The sequence below is a fragment of the Rahnella sp. RcJ3 genome, assembly GCF_009498575.1.
Lineage (GTDB): Bacteria > Pseudomonadota > Gammaproteobacteria > Enterobacterales > Enterobacteriaceae > Rahnella > Rahnella aceris.
On sequence record NZ_QSNX01000011.1, the window covers coordinates 1 to 17,664 of the forward strand.

Annotated in this window: 11 protein-coding genes and 2 pseudogenes; 4 read left to right on the plus strand and 9 right to left on the minus strand. The window is 51.3% G+C overall.

Going from position 1 to position 17,664, the window contains the following annotated elements; genetic code table 11:
• Positions 1 to 592 precede the first annotated feature (592 nt).
• Positions 593 to 2,974, minus strand: coding sequence for an alpha-glucosidase (ygjK, locus tag DXU84_RS15270; protein ID WP_153376148.1), 2,382 nt, complete (start codon positions 2,972 to 2,974; stop codon positions 593 to 595).
• Positions 2,974 to 4,056, minus strand: coding sequence for a protein YgjJ (ygjJ, locus tag DXU84_RS15275; RefSeq protein ID WP_037033777.1), 1,083 nt, complete (start codon positions 4,054 to 4,056; stop codon positions 2,974 to 2,976). Before ygjJ ends, ygjK begins: the two co-directional genes overlap by 1 nt.
• 210 nt (positions 4,057 to 4,266) lie before the next feature.
• Here ygjJ and ebgR point away from each other — a divergent pair, with 210 nt between their 5' ends.
• The 4 genes from ebgR (at position 4,267) to DXU84_RS15295 (ending at position 10,441) form a co-directional block, all read left to right on the plus strand.
• Positions 4,267 to 5,247 (plus strand): transcriptional regulator EbgR, encoded by a 981-nt coding sequence (ebgR, locus tag DXU84_RS15280; RefSeq protein ID WP_037033902.1) that lies wholly within the window; start codon positions 4,267 to 4,269, stop codon positions 5,245 to 5,247.
• A gap of 134 nt (positions 5,248 to 5,381) precedes the next feature.
• Positions 5,382 to 8,438, plus strand: coding sequence for a beta-galactosidase subunit alpha (gene ebgA / locus DXU84_RS15285; RefSeq protein ID WP_370461788.1), 3,057 nt, complete (start codon positions 5,382 to 5,384; stop codon positions 8,436 to 8,438).
• Complete coding sequence (locus DXU84_RS15290) at positions 8,438 to 8,890, plus strand: beta-galactosidase subunit beta (RefSeq protein WP_153376152.1); 453 nt, start codon at positions 8,438 to 8,440, stop codon at positions 8,888 to 8,890. Before ebgA ends, DXU84_RS15290 begins: the two co-directional genes overlap by 1 nt.
• Positions 8,891 to 8,941: 51 nt before the next feature.
• Positions 8,942 to 10,441, plus strand: coding sequence for an amino acid permease (locus tag DXU84_RS15295; protein ID WP_112197941.1), 1,500 nt, complete (start codon positions 8,942 to 8,944; stop codon positions 10,439 to 10,441).
• Between the two features lie 92 nt (positions 10,442 to 10,533).
• Here DXU84_RS15295 and mqo read toward each other — a convergent pair whose 3' ends face one another.
• From mqo to DXU84_RS25150, 7 genes and pseudogenes are all read right to left on the minus strand, one after another.
• Complete coding sequence (gene mqo, locus DXU84_RS15300; protein WP_153376154.1) at positions 10,534 to 12,186, minus strand: malate dehydrogenase (quinone); 1,653 nt, start codon at positions 12,184 to 12,186, stop codon at positions 10,534 to 10,536.
• A 380-nt stretch (positions 12,187 to 12,566) separates the two neighbouring features.
• Positions 12,567 to 14,357 (minus strand): phospholipase effector Tle1 domain-containing protein, encoded by a 1,791-nt coding sequence (locus DXU84_RS15305; RefSeq protein WP_153376156.1) that lies wholly within the window; start codon positions 14,355 to 14,357, stop codon positions 12,567 to 12,569.
• Positions 14,358 to 14,359: 2 nt separating this feature from the next.
• Entirely contained in the window at positions 14,360 to 14,905 is a 546-nt protein-coding gene (locus DXU84_RS15310) for a DUF3304 domain-containing protein (protein ID WP_153376159.1), read from the minus strand.
• Positions 14,906 to 14,925: 20 nt separating this feature from the next.
• Entirely contained in the window at positions 14,926 to 15,456 is a 531-nt protein-coding gene (locus tag DXU84_RS15315) for a DUF3304 domain-containing protein (protein ID WP_153376161.1), read from the minus strand.
• 97 nt (positions 15,457 to 15,553) lie between these two features.
• Positions 15,554 to 15,831, minus strand: a pseudogene (locus DXU84_RS15320) (contractile injection system protein, VgrG/Pvc8 family); the annotation flags it as partial.
• A 34-nt stretch (positions 15,832 to 15,865) separates the two neighbouring features.
• A complete protein-coding gene (locus DXU84_RS15325; RefSeq protein ID WP_013573478.1) occupies positions 15,866 to 16,918 on the minus strand; it encodes a hypothetical protein in 1,053 nt (350 codons plus the stop codon).
• Positions 16,918 to 17,664, minus strand: a pseudogene (locus DXU84_RS25150) (hypothetical protein); the annotation flags it as partial. The pseudogene DXU84_RS25150 and the gene DXU84_RS15325, both read right to left, overlap by 1 nt.

Here is a 17,664-nt window from a genome sequence, read left to right on the forward strand (position 1 = left end):
CGAGGGAAGTGAGAGAAAAAAGGTCGAAATATCCCTTAAAAAACAATGCCGGTCACCTTAAGTGACCGGCATTACCCCGAAGGGCGGTTTCTCTACTGCTACAAACCCGGGCCCGTGCTGACATTGATGTTGATATGAGAAACATTAACGTTCCATCCATCACCAGCAGTTGTCATCAAAGAACCCAGTACAACGATCAGTGCATAAATACACTTATTCATTGATGCGGCCTTTTACAACCGCGTTTCACCAATAAGCACCGGGACCGACTGGAGAAGGACAAGCAGTGTTTGGGTTGCCTGTCCGCGCGGTACTCAAGTGCTAATTTCAAGCCCGGTGACCCGTCGCTAAACGGGCAAACTAGCCCCGCGCAGATGCTACCACCAAGACCATAAAAACAATAAGGATATGTGTATAGAATTTAAACTTGCTGCCTTCCCACCCCTGGTGTAAGTTAGTGGCGTTTGGGTTGCCTGATCCCGCTTATTATTAAAGCGTGAAACTGGGTTGATTTAGCGCTAACTGAATCACCCAACAAAAAAACCGCTCTCTGAAGCGGTTTTTTTGTGCCTGAAATTCAGCCCTTACCGTCTCATTTCCCCTGGCCGAAAAAGTCGTTGTACAGCATGTAAAGATGCGCCGCACTCCATGAGAAGTTTGGTGCGCCCTGCTGCTGGCCGTTGAGCGGATTGTAGTTTTCCCGGATAGGCGCATCCGAAACCAGACCATCGGCGTGATCAAAGAAGGCCTGCGCCATTTTGACGGCATCTTCGCGGTAACCGTATTGCTCCATGCCTTTCAGACCGAAATATAACTGATCGACCCAGACCCTGCCGCGCCAGTAAATGTCTGCACCGAACGCCGGATTGGTCAGTGCGGCGGTGCCCAGCGGCACATAGGTGTTAAATTCGCGCACATCTTTCATCACTTTCACCACGGCGTCGGCATGCGCCTGCGTCGCTGCGCCGTTAAACAACGGTGACCAGCCTTCCGGACCTTTGCCGCGTTCGACAATCGGTTTGCCCGCGCAGCCGTTGGCCAGCGGTTTGTCTTCAATCCGGATGTCATAGAAGAAGCCGCTGCGGCTGTCGAACATGCAGGTGTTGATGTATCCGGCCAGTTTGACGGCTTTCGCACGGAAATCTGCGGCGGCTATTTTCTTGCCCAAAATGTCGGCGATTTCGGCCATGTATTTGTTGTCGCTGTACATATAGCTGGCTTCATCGACGGATTCCTGTAACAGCGAATACCCCAGCAACGTTCCGTCATCCGAACGGTTTTCGGCGAATTTGACCTGCCAGTCCTGTTTTTTACCGCCATTTTTGATGTATTTCGCCAGCTGATCGGCATCGATAAAACCGAAGGCCGCCGCATCATCCCGCCCCGATTCCCACGAAGCCGCCACCTGCGCCGGGATTTCGATGCTGTCGTACTGACCGGATTTCACCACGCGGTCGTAGTTTTTCAGCCCGGATTCGGTCTGTTCTTTCTGCCCTTCCCTGACGGTAAACAACATCTTGCCGTCAGCGGTGTTATGCGCTTTATCGCGCGTGGCGCCATATTCCGGCACGCCGTTATGGTTATGGTCACGGTTACGCAGCCACCAGTCGTGATAAGCGACCAGTTTAGGGTACATCTCCGCCAGCCATTGTTTATCACCGGTCGTTTTGTAGATTTCCATCACCGACCACGCCGCCAGACTCGGTTTCGTGTTGCGCTCATTCCAGTTGGTGCCATCGCCGCCACGTTCCGGACCCGGGTTATAGGCAATCAGATCAGGTACAAAACCGGCATCCCACGGACGAACCGGATCACCGGGCGGGATCTGAAAGGCAAACACGGCGCGGATATTGTTTTTCGCCACCTCGGGATTGAAATGCGCCATCGCATACGCTTGTTTCCAGGTGTCCCACGGCCAGGTCTGATTGCCGGAGAACCAGCGGCCAGTCACCGATGGCGTCACCGAATCAAACTTCATCGCACCTGCCGCCCCGCGCCAGTTAGCGGTTAATGTTTCGATGGCTTTCACCGCCACACGTTCCTGATCTTTGGTTGCTTTCGGGTTTGTCAGACCGGCATTCAGGTAGCCTTCCCAGCGTTTTTGCGAGGCATCCAGATAAGGCTGGGGATGCGCCAGAATATCCTGGATTTTCGGCTGCTCTTTCTGAACCTCAGCGGCCGTCAGCAGATGCGAATAAGTGGTGTAAAACGTGGTGGAACCGGCGATTTTGGCTTTGCCGGTAAACTGATGGCCTGTAACCGTCATCTGCATCGGCAGGGATTTGTGGATCTGATATTCGGACTCGCCGGAGGTCATCAGGCTTGAGGCCTCGCGCACTTTGCCGAAAATCACACGCAGGCCGTCAGCAACCGGCAGGATCTGGCGCGTATACCCCGGATATTCCTGCCCGATGGTTTTATCCGATGGCGGTTTTCCTTCCTGAGCGCGGAGCTTTTCCAGCAGTTCGCCGTCCCAGACCAGTTCCAGCGGGGAATCCGTGGTGATTTTAGTTTCCAGCAAAGAAGTGCGGGACGTCGCGAAACGCAGGGTCATGTCGATGCGGATGCCGGGCGCGGTCAGCGTCTGGATAAGCGCCCCGGGAATGCTGTAAGCGGTCATGCTCAGCGCGACTTTTTGTCCGGCTTTATACACCGTCAGCCGGTCAAAGTTATCGGCCATAAAGTTGATATATTCTTCGGTCAGCAGCGCCGGTCCAGGGAATCCGCCCATACCTTGCGGGCCAGACGGCAGTAAATGCCCGTGCCAGGCACCCTCATCAAATAAAGGATTAAAACGCTGATGCTCGTCGAAATCATAATCGAGCATATATTGCGGCGCGCCGGTACGGTTAATAACGTTTTTAAACGAATCAGCCCGCAAAGTCTCGGCGTTTTCTGCCTGTGCGTGTGCAGAAATAAATAAAGCAGCGCAGATAATTAAACTGAGCGGCCGGTGCGGATTAATTTTTTTCATTATGATCTTCCCCAGTAGAAATATTGCATAAGAAATACCGAGTTGCTGGCGCCGGTATTGTCATTGCTCATATAGAATTTGCTGTCTAATGCGGTCGCGAACCGGCCGCCGTAATATTCGTACCAGATACCGGCCTGTGCGTAAGACGTGGTGGTATCGAAAGTAGTATCCCGCGAATGTTCGGCATAACTGTACGCGGTGGATAAATACAGTCCGGTGACCGCTTCAACCATGGCGCTGACCATCATTCCTGATTCGTGGCCGGAATGGCTGCTGTCGCCTTTGCCGGTGTGATGCCAGACGCGCCCTGCCAGATTTTTACCCTGCAAACCCGCGAGGAATAGCTGCCCGGTGCCATCGGTCAGTTCCAGACCGTTGAGCAGCGTCAGCCCTTCCATCAGATCATATTGCGTGTAGCCGTTGACCATCGCCTGATAGGTGTATTTATCTGAATAACGGTCGTATTTTCCGAAATGCAGTAACGCCGTGCTTTCATTAACACGGCTTTGCGGTGCGGCGGTCAGGCTGTAACGGAACTTGCCGGTCAGGTTTTGCACCTTCACTGCCTGCGTTAAATCGCGGGTATTAGGGATCACGTAGCCGTATTCCGGCGTGAAATCGCCCCACCATTGCAGGTCATCCAGCGAGGAATCGTTGCGCATACTGAGGATAAATTCGGTGCCCCGATCAGTACGATAACCACCGTAAAAACGGTTTAAGCCGCCTTCGAATCCGCCCCAGCGGTGATCAGGCACCCAGGCGTTTCCCTGATGATCGGCCTGTACCGTCCAGCCTTCGCCGTAAATAAGCCCGAACCAGTTACCGTGTTTTATTTCCAGACCACCTTCGATATAGGTTCCGTCGCTGTATTTGTGCTGATCTTTGCCATTTAAATACACGCTGCCGCCGCCGCCCATTTCGCCATAAAAGCGATAAGCAGTGGCGTCGCGGCTGACCGGCGTTATTTCCGGTGGTGCTGATTCATTATGTTCGGCGGGGACAACCGGTTCCTGCGCCCGCAAATTCATTGATAAGGAAAATAATAAAAGTACTAATATTTTATTTAATGATGTGTTCTTCATCGGTATGCGCTTCTTTGTTTGGTTATTATGAACAGGAAAGCAGAAGTAAAACGCATACTAGTAAATATTTTACTAAAATATACTTAAAATTAGGTAAAGCGTTAACTCTGTCACAGTGAGATTTTGCGGGCCGGAAGGCCGGTGAGCGGTGTACATAAGGCACTGATCACATTAAGCTACGGCTTTGGTTTACCTGATGATGAGACGCTGATGGCTACTTTGAAGGAAATCGCTGAGGCCGCGAACGTATCCGTTGCGACGGTTTCACGTGTGCTCAATGACGATCCGAGCCTGAGCGTGAAAGCGCAGACCCGCCAGAAGATTTTAGAAACGGCGGAACGCCTGGAATATAAAGTCTCGCCTTCCCGCCGCAATGCCACGCAACGCATGACGTTTGCCGCATTGTTTACTTACCGGCAGGGGCTGGAAATAGACGATCCTTATTATCTTTCCATGCGCTATGGCATTGAAACACAATGCGAAAAACTGGGTATCACCCTGATTTCCGGCTATGACTTTACCGGCGAAAAAGCGCTGCCTCCGGCGGACGGTTTTCTGGTTATCGGACAACCTCAGGCCGCACTGCATACGCAGCTCGCGCAACAATCCACGCCGGTCGTTTTCATTGATGGCGTAATGGAAGACCCGCAATCTGACTGCGTGAATGTGGATTTATTTAAGATCAGCCAGAAGGTCATCGACTTCTTTATCGGTCAGGGCTATTCGCGCATCGGCTTTATCGGCGGCCGCGATCACCCTGAATTCCCGGATCAGCGCGAGCAGGCCTTTGTGGAATATGGCCGTCTGAAAAACGTCGTCCAGCCGGACGATATCTGGTACGGCAATTTCACCAGCCAGTCCGGCTATCAGTGCGCCAGGAAAATGTTGCAGCAAAATGCGCCTTATCCCCCGGCGTTGCTGATTGCCACCGATACCATTGCGCTGGGCGTGACCCGTGCGCTACTGGAACACGGCGTTAAAATCCCCGAGCAAATCGCGCTGATCAGCGTTAATGACATTCCGACAGCCCGCTTTGTGTTCCCTTCTTTATCGACCGTTCGCATCCATTCCGAAACCATGGGCGCACAGGCGGTCAACCTGCTGACCGAGCGTCTGCGCGATGAACGCACCGTACCGCTGTCGGTATTTGTGCCAGGATCGCTGCAACTCCGGGACACCACCCGCCGGTAAAATTTAACTGCATGATCCTCAAACCGATTTTTTATTTTTTGTGATCGCCCTGACAACCAGTAAAACTTTTTAGTTATTTTTACTAAATATTTACTATCTTCTCTCCCATAGAAACACGTCTCAGGAGAGATCACGTGAATAATTGGGAAAATATCGAGAAGCAGTCGGAGAACCGTTTACCGCCACGCGCCTCCTTTTTCAGCTATGAAAATCCACAGGCGGCGCTGCGTTTCGATCGCGCAGCCAGTCACGGCTTTCAGTTGCTCAGCGGCCGCTGGCAGTTCCGCTTTTTCGAGCACCCGGCGTTAGTCCCGGATGAATTCTACAATCAGCCGATGACTGAATGGGGCCACATCACCGTCCCCGGCATGTGGCAGATGGAAGGCCACGGTCAGCTGCAATATACCGATGAAGGTTTCCCCTTCCCGATCGACGTTCCTTACGTTCCCACTAATAACCCGACCGGCGCGTATCAGCAGCGTTTTACCCTCGATGCAGCCTGGACAGGCAAACAAACGCTGATCAAATTTGACGGCGTGGAAACCTATTTCGAGGTGTATGTGAACGGGCACTACGTCGGATTCAGCAAAGGCAGCCGCCTGTGCGCAGAGTTCGATATCAGCGCCAGCGTGAAACCGGGTGAAAACCTGCTGTCGGTGCGTGTTTTACAGTGGGCGGATTCAACGTATATCGAAGATCAGGATATGTGGTGGATGGCGGGAATTTTCCGCGATGTGTATCTCATCGGTCAGGATCCGGTTCATCTTAACGATTTCACCGTAGTCACCACATTCGATGAAAACTACTGCGACGCCGTGCTCAACATTGATGCCGTGCTGGGTAATTTACACCAACCCGTCAGCGGTTATCGTCTGCACGCGCAGTTATTCGACGATGGCGTCTGCGTGGCACAGTTATCAGCAGATAACCTGAATATCGGCGATGAAACGCGCTGTCGCCTGGACATTCCGGTCAGTCATCCGCGCCAGTGGAACGCGGAACATCCTGAGTTATATCAGCTGTTGCTGACGCTGTATGACGACACGGGACAGATGATTTCGGTGGTACCTCAGCGCGTTGGCTTTCGTGACATCCGCGTACGCGACGGGCTGTTTTACGTCAACGGACGTTATCTCAAGCTGCACGGCGTAAACCGCCACGACCACGATCACCGCAAAGGGCGTGCGGTCGATATGGCGCGGGTGGAACGCGATATCATCCTGATGAAACAGCACAATATTAACGCGGTGCGCACCGCGCATTACCCGAATGATCCTCGCTTTTACGAGTTGTGCGATATCTACGGATTATTCGTGATGGCCGAAACGGATCTGGAAAGTCACGGTTTCGCGAACGTCGGCGATCTGAGCCGCATCTCCGACGATCCGCACTGGGAACACGCCTATGTGGAGCGTATCGGGCGTCACGTCATGGCGCAAAAAAACCACCCGTCGATCATTATGTGGTCGCTTGGCAACGAATCCGGTTATGGCTGCAATATCCGCGCCATGGCGAAACACTGTAAAGCCCTCGATCCGACACGTCTTGTTCACTACGAAGAAGATCGCGACGCCGAAGTGACCGACGTCATCAGCACCATGTATTCCCGCGTACAGATGATGAATGCGTTCGGCGAATACCCGCACGCCAAACCGCGCATCATCTGCGAATACGCGCATGCAATGGGCAACGGTCCCGGCGGATTAGCCGAATATCAGGCCGTTCTGAATCGCCATGACAGCCTCCAGGGGCATTACATCTGGGAATGGTGCGATCACGGATTGCTGGAAACCGGTGAAAACGGCCAGATGCGTTATACCTACGGCGGCGATTACGGCGATTATCCAAACAATTACAACTTCTGCATGGACGGGCTGATTTACCCCGACCAGACGCCCGGCCCCGGCCTGCGCGAATATAAACAGGTGCTGTGCCCGGTCGGCGTCAGTCTCCGCGGCGGCGCGCTGCACATCAAAAATCGTTACTGGTTCAGCTCACTGGAAGACATCACGCTGTCGCTGACCGTTCAGGTCGCCGGACGCGGCCTCGAAACCCGCGAAATTTCCCTGCCGCACCTGCAACCCGGCGAAGGCGAAACGCTGGCGCTGCCAGAATTTCCCGCCAGCGGTCAGGAAGTTTTCCTGAATGTTGGCATTCGCAAAAACAGCCCGACGGTGTACAGCGAAGCGCAACATCCGCTCGGACAGTATCAGATGCTGTTGCAGGCAGCCCGCCCGTCAGCCATGAAACCTGCGCCGCAAAAGTCCGCAACGCTGTTATGTGATGAGCAAAAACATCAGCTTATCGTCAGCGGCGAGGGCTTCCGGCTGGCATTTTCCCGTCTGGACGGCGAACTGCAAAGCTGGCAAGTGGATGACGAAGAGATCACAGGCCGTGCGCCGAAACTCAATTTCTTTAAGCCGGTCATCGACAACCATAAACAGGAGTTCGAAGGCCTCTGGCAGCCCCATCATCTGCATATCATGCAACAGCATTTCCGGCAGATGCACTGGGCGCGCCAGCAGGACGACGTCGTCATTGAAGTGCAAAGCATCATTGCGCCGCCTGTTTTCGATTTCGGTATGCGCTGCACTTATCGCTGGCAGATATCGCCTCAGGGCGTCGTCACCCTCGATTTATCCGGCTCGCCTTACGGTAATTTCGATTCAATTATCCCGAAGATCGGCCTCGATTTTGGCGTCAGCCGTCGTTTCACGCAGGTGGAGTATTACGGGCGCGGGCCGGATGAAAACTATCAGGACAGCTGTCAGGCCAATCTCATCGGCCATTATCAGCAGCCGGTGAGCCGTTTATTTGAAAATTACCCGATGCCGCAGGACAACGGTAACCGGCAGGATATCCGCTGGCTGAGTCTGTGCGATGACGCTGGAAAAGGGATTTTCATTCAGCCGCACCAGCCGCTCAATTTCAGCCTGTGGCCATACAGTGCGCAGATGCTGCAACAGGCGCAGCATATTGATGAACTGACGCCGGACGGCTGCCTGACCCTCAATCTCGATCACAAAATTTCCGGTCTGGGCTCCAATTCCTGGGGTTCCGAAGTGCTCGATTCTTATCGCGTCTATTTCTCGGCATTCCGCTACGGCTTCACGATGGTGCCGTTCAGCCAGCATGGCACCAACAGCCAGCAGCTCGCGGAATTCACCTTTCATCCCCGGGAGGAAAACTGATGATTATTCTCGACTGTTTAACCGAATTTCAGCGGCTCTACCGTAGCGGAAAAAAATGGCAGCGCTGCATGGAAGCCATTAATAACCTGGACAATATTCGTCCCGGCGTTTTCCATTCCGTCGGCGATTCGCTGGTTTACCGGCTCGCCAGCGGCAGCGAAAAACAGCGGGCGGAATTCGAGGGTCACCGCCGTTATTTCGATGTGCATTACTACCTTGAAGGCACGGAGGAAATCGAGTTTTCCGCGAAATCTGCCCTGCACCGCGTGTCGCCTTATGACGATGAAACGGATCGCGAATTTTTTACCGGTCAGGGTGAAACGATAAAGGTACCTAAAGGCCGCGTGATCATTTTTGAAAACCACGAAGCGTACCGGTTCAGACCGGAAAAAGGCGTCAGAAAAGTCATTTTAAAAGTGACCGTCGAAGAGAGTTATTTCGTTAATAAATAATAAAAAAACAAGAACCACTTACCCTATAAACATCGCAGTTGGAGAGTATTTATGGCCGGGTCCAGTCGAAATACCATAGGCAAATTTGGATTGTTATCCATGACATTTGCCGCCGTTTTTAGCTTCAATAACGTCATCAACAATAACATCCAGTTAGGCATCGCCTCGGCACCGGTATTTCTGGTGGCGACCATCATCTACTTTATTCCGTTTTGTCTGATCATCGCCGAATTTGTCTCATTGAATAAGAGTTCGGAAGCCGGTGTGTATGCCTGGGTGAAAAGTGCCCTCGGCGGCCGCTGGGCGTTTATGACCGCCTATACTTACTGGTTCGTGAATTTGTTTTTCTTCACGGCGCTGCTTCCCCGCGTTATCGCTTATGCGTCTTACGCCTTTTTAGGGCACGATTATATTTTCACGCCCTTCACGACTGCGATTATCAGCATCTGTCTGTTTGCCTTTTCCACGATGATTTCCAACAGCGGTGCGAAACTACTCGGGCCGATGACCTCCGTCACCTCGACATTAATGCTGCTGCTGACGTTCTCTTATATCGTGCTGGCGGGCGCTGCGCTGATGGGCGGCGCAGAACCGGCGGATCCGATTAATGTTCAGGCGATGACGCCGCATTTTAACTGGGCATTCTTAGGCATTATTGCGTGGATATTCCAGGCAGCAGGCGGCGCAGAATCGGTCGCGGTATACGTGAATGACGTCAAAGGCGGCAGCCGCGCGTTCGTGAAAGTCATCATTATTTCCGGGCTGGTGATCGGCGTGCTGTATTCCATCGCCTCGCTGCTGATTAACGTGTTTGTGGCCAAATCCGCGCTGCATTTTACCGGCGGCACGGTGCAGGTATTTGAAGGGTTATCCGCACACTTTGGATTACCGGCGGTGCTGATGAACCGCTTTGTCGGCGTGGTTTCCTTCACCGCGATGTTTGGCTCATTACTGATGTGGACGGCAGCGCCGGTAAAAATCTTCTTTACTGAGATTCCTAAGGGGATTTTTGGCGAGAAAACTATTCGTCTGAATAAACACGGTGTTCCGACCCGCGCGGCGTGGATCCAGTTCCTTATCGTTATCCCGCTGATGTTAATTCCGACATTAGGCTCAGACAGCGTGCAGGATTTAATGAATACGCTGATTAACATGACCGCTGCCGCGTCGATGCTGCCGCCGCTGTTTATTATGCTGGCGTACCTGAATCTGCGTCTGAAATACGACAGCGTCGAGCGCGATTTTAAGATGGGCTCCAGAATGCAGGGGATCACTATCGTCGGTACACTGATTGTGATTTTCACCGTCGGGTTCATCGCCTCAACCTTCCCGACCGGTGCCAGTATTATCACCATTGTGTTCTATAACGTCGGCGGACTGGTGTTGTTCCTCGGCTATGCCTGGTGGAAATACAATAAATATTCCAAAGAACTGGACGATAAAACCCGTTATCACGAAGACACGCCGCTGGCGAGAATTGTGCTGGAATCGCAGAATGAAACAGCGCGGGTGAAGAAAGAGAATATGGCAAAGTCACTTTCCGGGGCGTAAGACTGCGCCCTGCAAAGCGAAAATAAGGACATAAAAAAACCGCCTGAAGAGGCGGTTTTTATTTTTCTGCACCAGAACTTACAGCGCAGAACTTACAAAGCGATATCCGCAGGCTGTTTTGGCTCTTGTTTGGCCTGAACATCCAGCGGTCGTAGCTGAACCACGTCGGCGACCGGCGTGGTGATCATCGACGGCGTTTCCAGTTGCAGAATACGGCTGGTTTCCAGCAGCTCTTTCTCGGTCGCTTCGATATTGCCATTCAGTTTGGTGCCGTAAGACGGGATGATTTCACGGAATTTGGCCTGCCATTCCGGGCTCGCGGCTTTCTCTTTGAAGACCGTTTCCAGCAGTTTCATCATGATCGGCGCTGCGGTTGACGCACCCGGTGATGCACCCAGCAACGCCGCAATACTGCCATCTTTTGCGCTCACCACTTCAGTGCCCAGACGCAATACGCCGCCGTGTTTGCCATCTTTTTTGATGACCTGCACACGTTGTCCGGCCACCCAGCGTTTCCAGTCTTTCTGCTCGGCTTCGGGGAAAAATTCCTTTAGCGCGGCGTGACGGTCTTCATCGCTGAGCATCACCTGCCCGACCAGATATTTCACCAGATCGAAGTTACCCATGCCGACATGCGTCATCGGCAACAGGTTGGAACTGTTCACACTGCCAAACAAATCCCACAGGGAACCGTTTTTCAGGAATTTGCTGGAGAAGGTGGCGAACGGCCCGAACAGCAGAACCTGTTTGCCATCAATAATACGGGTGTCGAGATGCGGAACGGACATCGGTGGCGCGCCCACGGCCGCTTTGCCGTAAACCTTCGCCAGATGGCGTTTCACCACATCCTGATTTTCGGTCACCAGGAATTCACCGCCGACCGGGAAACCGCCGTATTCACGCGCTTCCGGAATGCCGGATTTTTGCAGCAGCGTCAGGGACGCACCGCCCGCGCCGATGAACACGAATTTCGCATTCACCATGCGATGTTTGTGGCTGTGTTTCAGATCGGTAATCGTCACGCGCCAGCTTTTATCCGGATTGCGCTGGATATCGCGCACTTCCTGACCGTTTGCCAGCGTGAAATTGGATTTTTTCTGCAACGCCTCGACAAGCTGTCGGGTCACTTCGCCGAAGTTCACGTCCGTACCTGCGGTGGTGCGGGTCGCGGCAACTTTTTGTTTCGGATCACGGCCATCCATGACTGCCGGGATCCATTGTCTGATTTGTTCCGGGTCTTCCGAATATTCCATCCCGCGGAACAACGTGCTTTCCTGCAACGCAGCAAAACGTTTGCGCAGGAAATCGATATTCTCATCGCCCCAGACAAAGCTCATGTGCGGCACGCTGTTGATGAACGAGCGCGGGTTATTCAGCACGCCTTTCTGCACCTGATACGCCATAAACTGACGGGAAACCTGGAAGGCTTCGTTGATCGCCACGGCCTTGGTGATATCGACAGAACCGTCGGGCATCAGCGGGGTATAGTTCATTTCTGCCAGCGCGGAATGGCCGGTACCGGCGTTATTCCAGCCGTTGGAACTTTCCTGCGCCACGCCGTCCATGCGTTCAATCATATGGACTGACCAGTCCGGCTCGAGTTCCTGGAGATAGGTCCCCAGGGTAGCACTCATAATTCCGCCGCCGACCAGCAATACATCAACGGATTTTTCGTCTTCTGCGGCCGCAGGCTCGCTGGCACCCAGTGAGTCACGGTTGAGAAGCATACCAAGTATCTTTCTCATGACGTCTGTTTCTCTAAATGTTCAGTTCTGTTCTGTTATGAATCGTTGTTGTGACTATCGAACAAGAAATTAGCAAAAAAACACGCGGGATCGTTACTGAAACTTCATTTTTTCAAATGATGGCTACGAATATAACATTATCACTACAAAAATTAAAAAAGGATTTAACGTTTCAAAAAAACAGGCAAACGGGATATCGGACAGCGCTTCAGGCCGCGTCACCGCTGGATTTGAAGGGTTTTGCAAAGGCGTTTTAGAGGGCCTGGGGGCGGTCAAAGAACGAGCTATTCGTGCTAAATCGGGTTTTGAGTCGCGGAATAGCAGAAAAAAGTGAGGGAAAGCGATCAACCGGCGGCCTGATGACCGCCGGCATCAGGAGGTTAACTGTCGGGCATTTCCATTGAGCGGATCACCAGAAAATCTTCTGAAATACCTGCACCTTTGTCTACCTTCTGCACGTCATGTACAAACCAGGCATATATCTCTGAGGGAGCACTGTCTTCAGGCCAGGGTGGCGGCAATCCCTCATAAGCAGCGTGCCCGTAAGCCAAAAACTTTTTCGCCCTGCGTAATGCAGGAATGTAAACATCAGGCACGAGCTGACGGCGGGTATCGTGGCTACCCCGTATTTCCATCGCATTTTGCATACTCAGTGCAGCACGGTGAACATCATCCAGCCAGCCCCAGTGTTTACGCAAAATATCGATTTCATTGCGAATATCACTGGCGGTCTCCTGCGCTTTTGGCGAGATACCTAACAGGCCTGCCGACGCACCTGCGGAAGCCATCACCTGCCCGCGCTGTTCGGCATATTTCATGCACTGACTGCGATAAAGATAAAACTGTCTGCCCAGCCAGTCGATATAACTGTCGAGGTGCAAATTCTGCGCAGCAACGCTGAGATTTTTAAAAGGCACTGCCTGCTGATATAACGCTGTCCACTCTGCGACCGATTTCTCCTTCACGCTGTTTTCCATTATGAAGTAGGAAGCGACATCGGTATCCGTTTTATCTAGAGTCTGGAAATCAGGGAAGGGAACGCCTGCCAGCGTAGCCTCACGGTACATTCTGTGTAAGGCGACCCGGCACAACTCGGCGCTCGGTTTTTGCTCATCAGGTTTTAGCCCGCCACCCACATCTTCAGAACAGCCGGGCAGTAACTCCTCGCGGTATTTTTGCTTATCGCCGCCTAAGCGGTAAAGGCTTCGCCAGACCCGCGTTTCATGGGCCGCCACCAGATGCAGGGCGCTTTTCACCGCAGCCGGTAACGGGGTGTCCTGATCGACATATTTATCCCCCAGCAAAATACTGATCCCCCTGATGGGGCCGCCGAATGCCCCCACAAACCAGTCCACACCGTTGTTATTACTGGCAGGCGTATGCCGGGCACAATCGAATAAACCGGCAAATATAATCTCAACGGGAATACCCTGATAAACGTATTTATCCCCCTGCTTCTGGCAAATATCGTCGAGCAGCGTATCCAGAAACTTACGCGCCAGAGTTGCCCCGAGGTCGTAACCGAATAACGAGACCGAGATCAGCTTGATGGGCACCTGACTCTTATTTTTAGCCTCTTTAAACGCTTCTTCAAAAGAAGTTTTGGTTGAAGTGATTCGGGTATCTACGCCCGTCACCAGCATGTCGGCAATTACAGGATTGTCGCGCAACCAGGGAGTTGCTTCGATGCTCACTTTTTTCACCGCACTTTTCGTGATATCCCCGGCCAGCGTCACCCATTCAGTGGGTTTAATCAGCTTTTTACCGACATCTTTTAATACTTCCCACCACTTGCCTGTTTTAAAAAATTCTATGCCTGCTTCTTTGGCAATATCACCAGGCAGATCTTTTAAGTCATCCAGTGCGCTGCCTTGCGCGCCATCCATAATGGCGTGGAGTTTCGAGGTTAAGTTTTCATGGAAAGGTGTGCCAAGACCGGAAATGTAAAATGCATCGTAACTCTCACGGGACGTATTTTTATTCAGATCTGGAAAAGCTCTGAATAAACGCCCGACATTGCTGAGGCGATTTTCTGGTGCATCTTGCTCAATATTACGATGAATGCCATCGAAGAAGAAGCCCAGATTCCAGGTTCGTGTACAGTTTCCCAACTTTGCATCCTCCCCCAGTTGTGCTCTCATCGCGGCTGCAGTTAAGCTTTCAACATCCATAATTAAGACTCCTGCTCACTCATTTGTTCTTGGGCATTAGGCAGATCTTCAACCTTCGGATGAATAAATCCTGTACCCCACCACAAACGGACCTTATCTGCAGGAAGAAAATAAACATGCAGATAATTTTCTTCCCATTTTCGTTCGGGAAGAGGCATGATTATTTTATGGATTTCAGTACGAGTTCCTGCTTGATATTGCGCAAGGGTGTAATCAACAGTCCAGACAACTTCCGCCGTTTTACCACTGATACTTCCGCAACATGTGGATTTACCAGAACCTGAAGCGTAAGGGTTTTCTTTATCATGTGCTGAAGAATTAGCACCCGCTATACCATTCACACTAAATCCCAAAATAGGCCGGTCAATTTCGCTGTGAATAATTAATGTCACCGGCCCGGTCGGTGGTCCCCAGACGGATGCCCAGACTAACCAGCCACCCCATCCCAGTATGAACAGTAATAATCCTGCGCCCAGCCATTTACCCCAGCGTGCGTAGCCACGATTAACGGCTCCGTCTATTTTTTCCAGTCTGTTAAAAAAATCCATTTTATTCCCCGCCATAACTTTTATTTACCGTTTACTGCATCTGGGAGTTCTTCAACCTTCGGACTAATAAACCCTGTCCCCCACCATAAGCGCACTTTATCTCCGGGCAGAAAATAAACATGCAGGTAATTCTCCCCCCATTTCCGCTCAGGGATAGGCATAACAACACGTCGTTTTTCGAGACGCATCCCCTTGAGATACTGCTCATGTGTTATATCAAGAGTCCACATAACATCCGCTTCTTGACCGCTGATACTTCCACAACACGTGGATTTACCCGGCCCTGATGCATATGGATTATTTTTATCATGTGCTGAAGAATTAGCACCCGCTACGCCATTCACACTAAACCCCAAAATAGGCCGGTCAATTTCGCTGTGAATAATTAATGTCACCGGCCCGGTCGGTGGTCCCCAGACGGATGCCCAGACTAACCAGCCACCCCATCCCAGTATGAACAGTAATAATCCTGCGCCGAGCCATTTACCCCAGCGTGCATAGCCGCGATTAATGGCTCCGTCTATTTTTTCCAGTCTGTTAAAAAAATCCATTTTATTTCTCACGTTATTTTATTTTTGACTGACGTAATCAGATGCCTGCCGCAGATAATTTATCAACCTTGTCAGGATGTTTTTCATAAGGTGACCAGGCATTGTCATCCAGCGGCGTGGTGGCCTCGCGGTAGTTGTAATCGCGTTTGAAGATTTTGCCGGTCACGGCGTTCCAGTGGATTTTCAGCCCCCAGACGCTTTCGGCGTGGCCGTTGCTCATCCCCGACGGCTCGCAGTACGGCAGGACCACGCCAAACTGGTACTGCTCCGGCCCGTCGCCGAACAGCACCTTTTCACACGTCAGGCGGTGTCCGCCTCAAAGCGAAACCAGATACCGACCTCGGCCAGAATGCGTTTTATAAACTGCAGGTCGGTTAAAATAAAAACCGGCTACATGCACAAAAGTCATTTAGCTGTTTATAAAAACGCTGCCCTTATCATCCCGCTCCAGCAGTGACCAAAGCGTACGGTGAAGCTTGCTTTCTTTATCTTCATATTCCGGCAGGGCTTGGCCTTGTTTGACATGAGCATAACGCAAACTGCCGTCGATAAAGGTGCCCCAGCGGCCCGAGTGCGGGCTGGTTTCGCCGCTGTATGCAGTAAGTCGGACGGGTTCCACCTGGCGTAATAACTTCTCTTTCTCCGGCCAGTTGTACAATTCCTCCGGTAATCCTTTCGGGAAAAAACCTTCCGGCGGCACATCGATAAATTCGCCTTCAACCCGACGGATAAGGGTCCAGCCTGTTTTTGCCCACTTAGACTCTTTCCAACTGAATCTATGTTTACAAGTTTCTGCGTCAAACCATTCGTTACGCTGAATGCCCTGCCGTGCATCAGGTGATTCACCATAATCAGCTGGTAAAAATCGAGCTGCCGAAAAATCAACATCAGGTAAATATATTCCAGTTTGGATTGGTACATCTCCTTTTTCTATTCTCACGGATGAGTCAAGTATATAAAGAGGAATTTTTTTTGGAATTTTTATATATGGGCGCACACAATTATCACTATATGTCAAACGCCCCTCCTCCCACTCTCCCCATATTGTTATTGATAAGTTTTTATCTAGTTCTGAAGCTTGATACTCATGATGTCTAATTTTATCTTTTTCTTGATCAGTCATCCACCCATCCCAAAACTCTACGATTCCCTTATTGATATTGCTCATAGCATGACCAATATCAAATGCCTTAACATCATTATGAGTTCGCAGAATGTAAGCCTTGATATAACGTTCCTTTAATGGTCGGATATTAGACATTACGCGTGATTCCCATACTATATCAGCCTGCTGCCATTGGGGGAGCTTACGGGTATTAATCGGCATTTCACGTTTATATCTTGCCAGGGCTTCTTCATGGGCATCGATATAGGCAATGATGGCGTCACGGGTTTCGGCATAATGTTCTGCTGAGATAAAATTTTCTAAAAAATAACATTCCTGCGGATGTAAAATCCCCATTATTCTTTTCCTTTTGGTTCATACCAGTTGTTTTTATTCTCTAGCTTCGGTAACCCCAGATAAGGGCTGACCGGGTCACTGCCCACATCGCCATAGCCCCAGCTGGTTTTACGCCGCTCACCGGTAAACTCTTTTTTAAGCTGCGACGGGTCCAGTACGATTTGTACCGCTCCGCCTTCCAGCGAATATTCTTTGGCATTCTCATTGATTTGTGTTGCAGCCCGGCCTTCCCAGACCTTGAGGGGCTGTCCCGGCGGAACGGTGTAAACGACATATTCTCCGTTTTCATTCCAGCTTTTCCATACGGCAAAGTTTTTACGCCAGTCACTTTTCGACGTCAGCTTTTCAAACTCTGCCTTTCGCATCCAGCAAATACTATTGTCGGAAGAGTTTGGATCAATAACTCGATAGATCATTTCACCTGAAGGCATTTCAACTGCTGCCATAGAGTTATCAAAGGTGCCAAACTTCCCATCTAATGGTGTTTTGCGAGATGCCAGCGATCTGATATCAGGCCACCCCTTATTAATAAACTTCTCTAAGTCCGGGGATAACTTATCTAATGCGGGATATGTTCTTTGTTTTCTGCCAACATCCACCCAATCCGGCTTTTCCTGCTTAAACATCTCCACTTCTTTTGCCGCCCGTTCGCCGCCGTAGAGGTGTACATTGGTGCCCACATGCGCGCGGTAGGCATTGTCACCTTCAACACGCAGGCGGTTTGCCAGTTTTTCCAGTAAATCCGT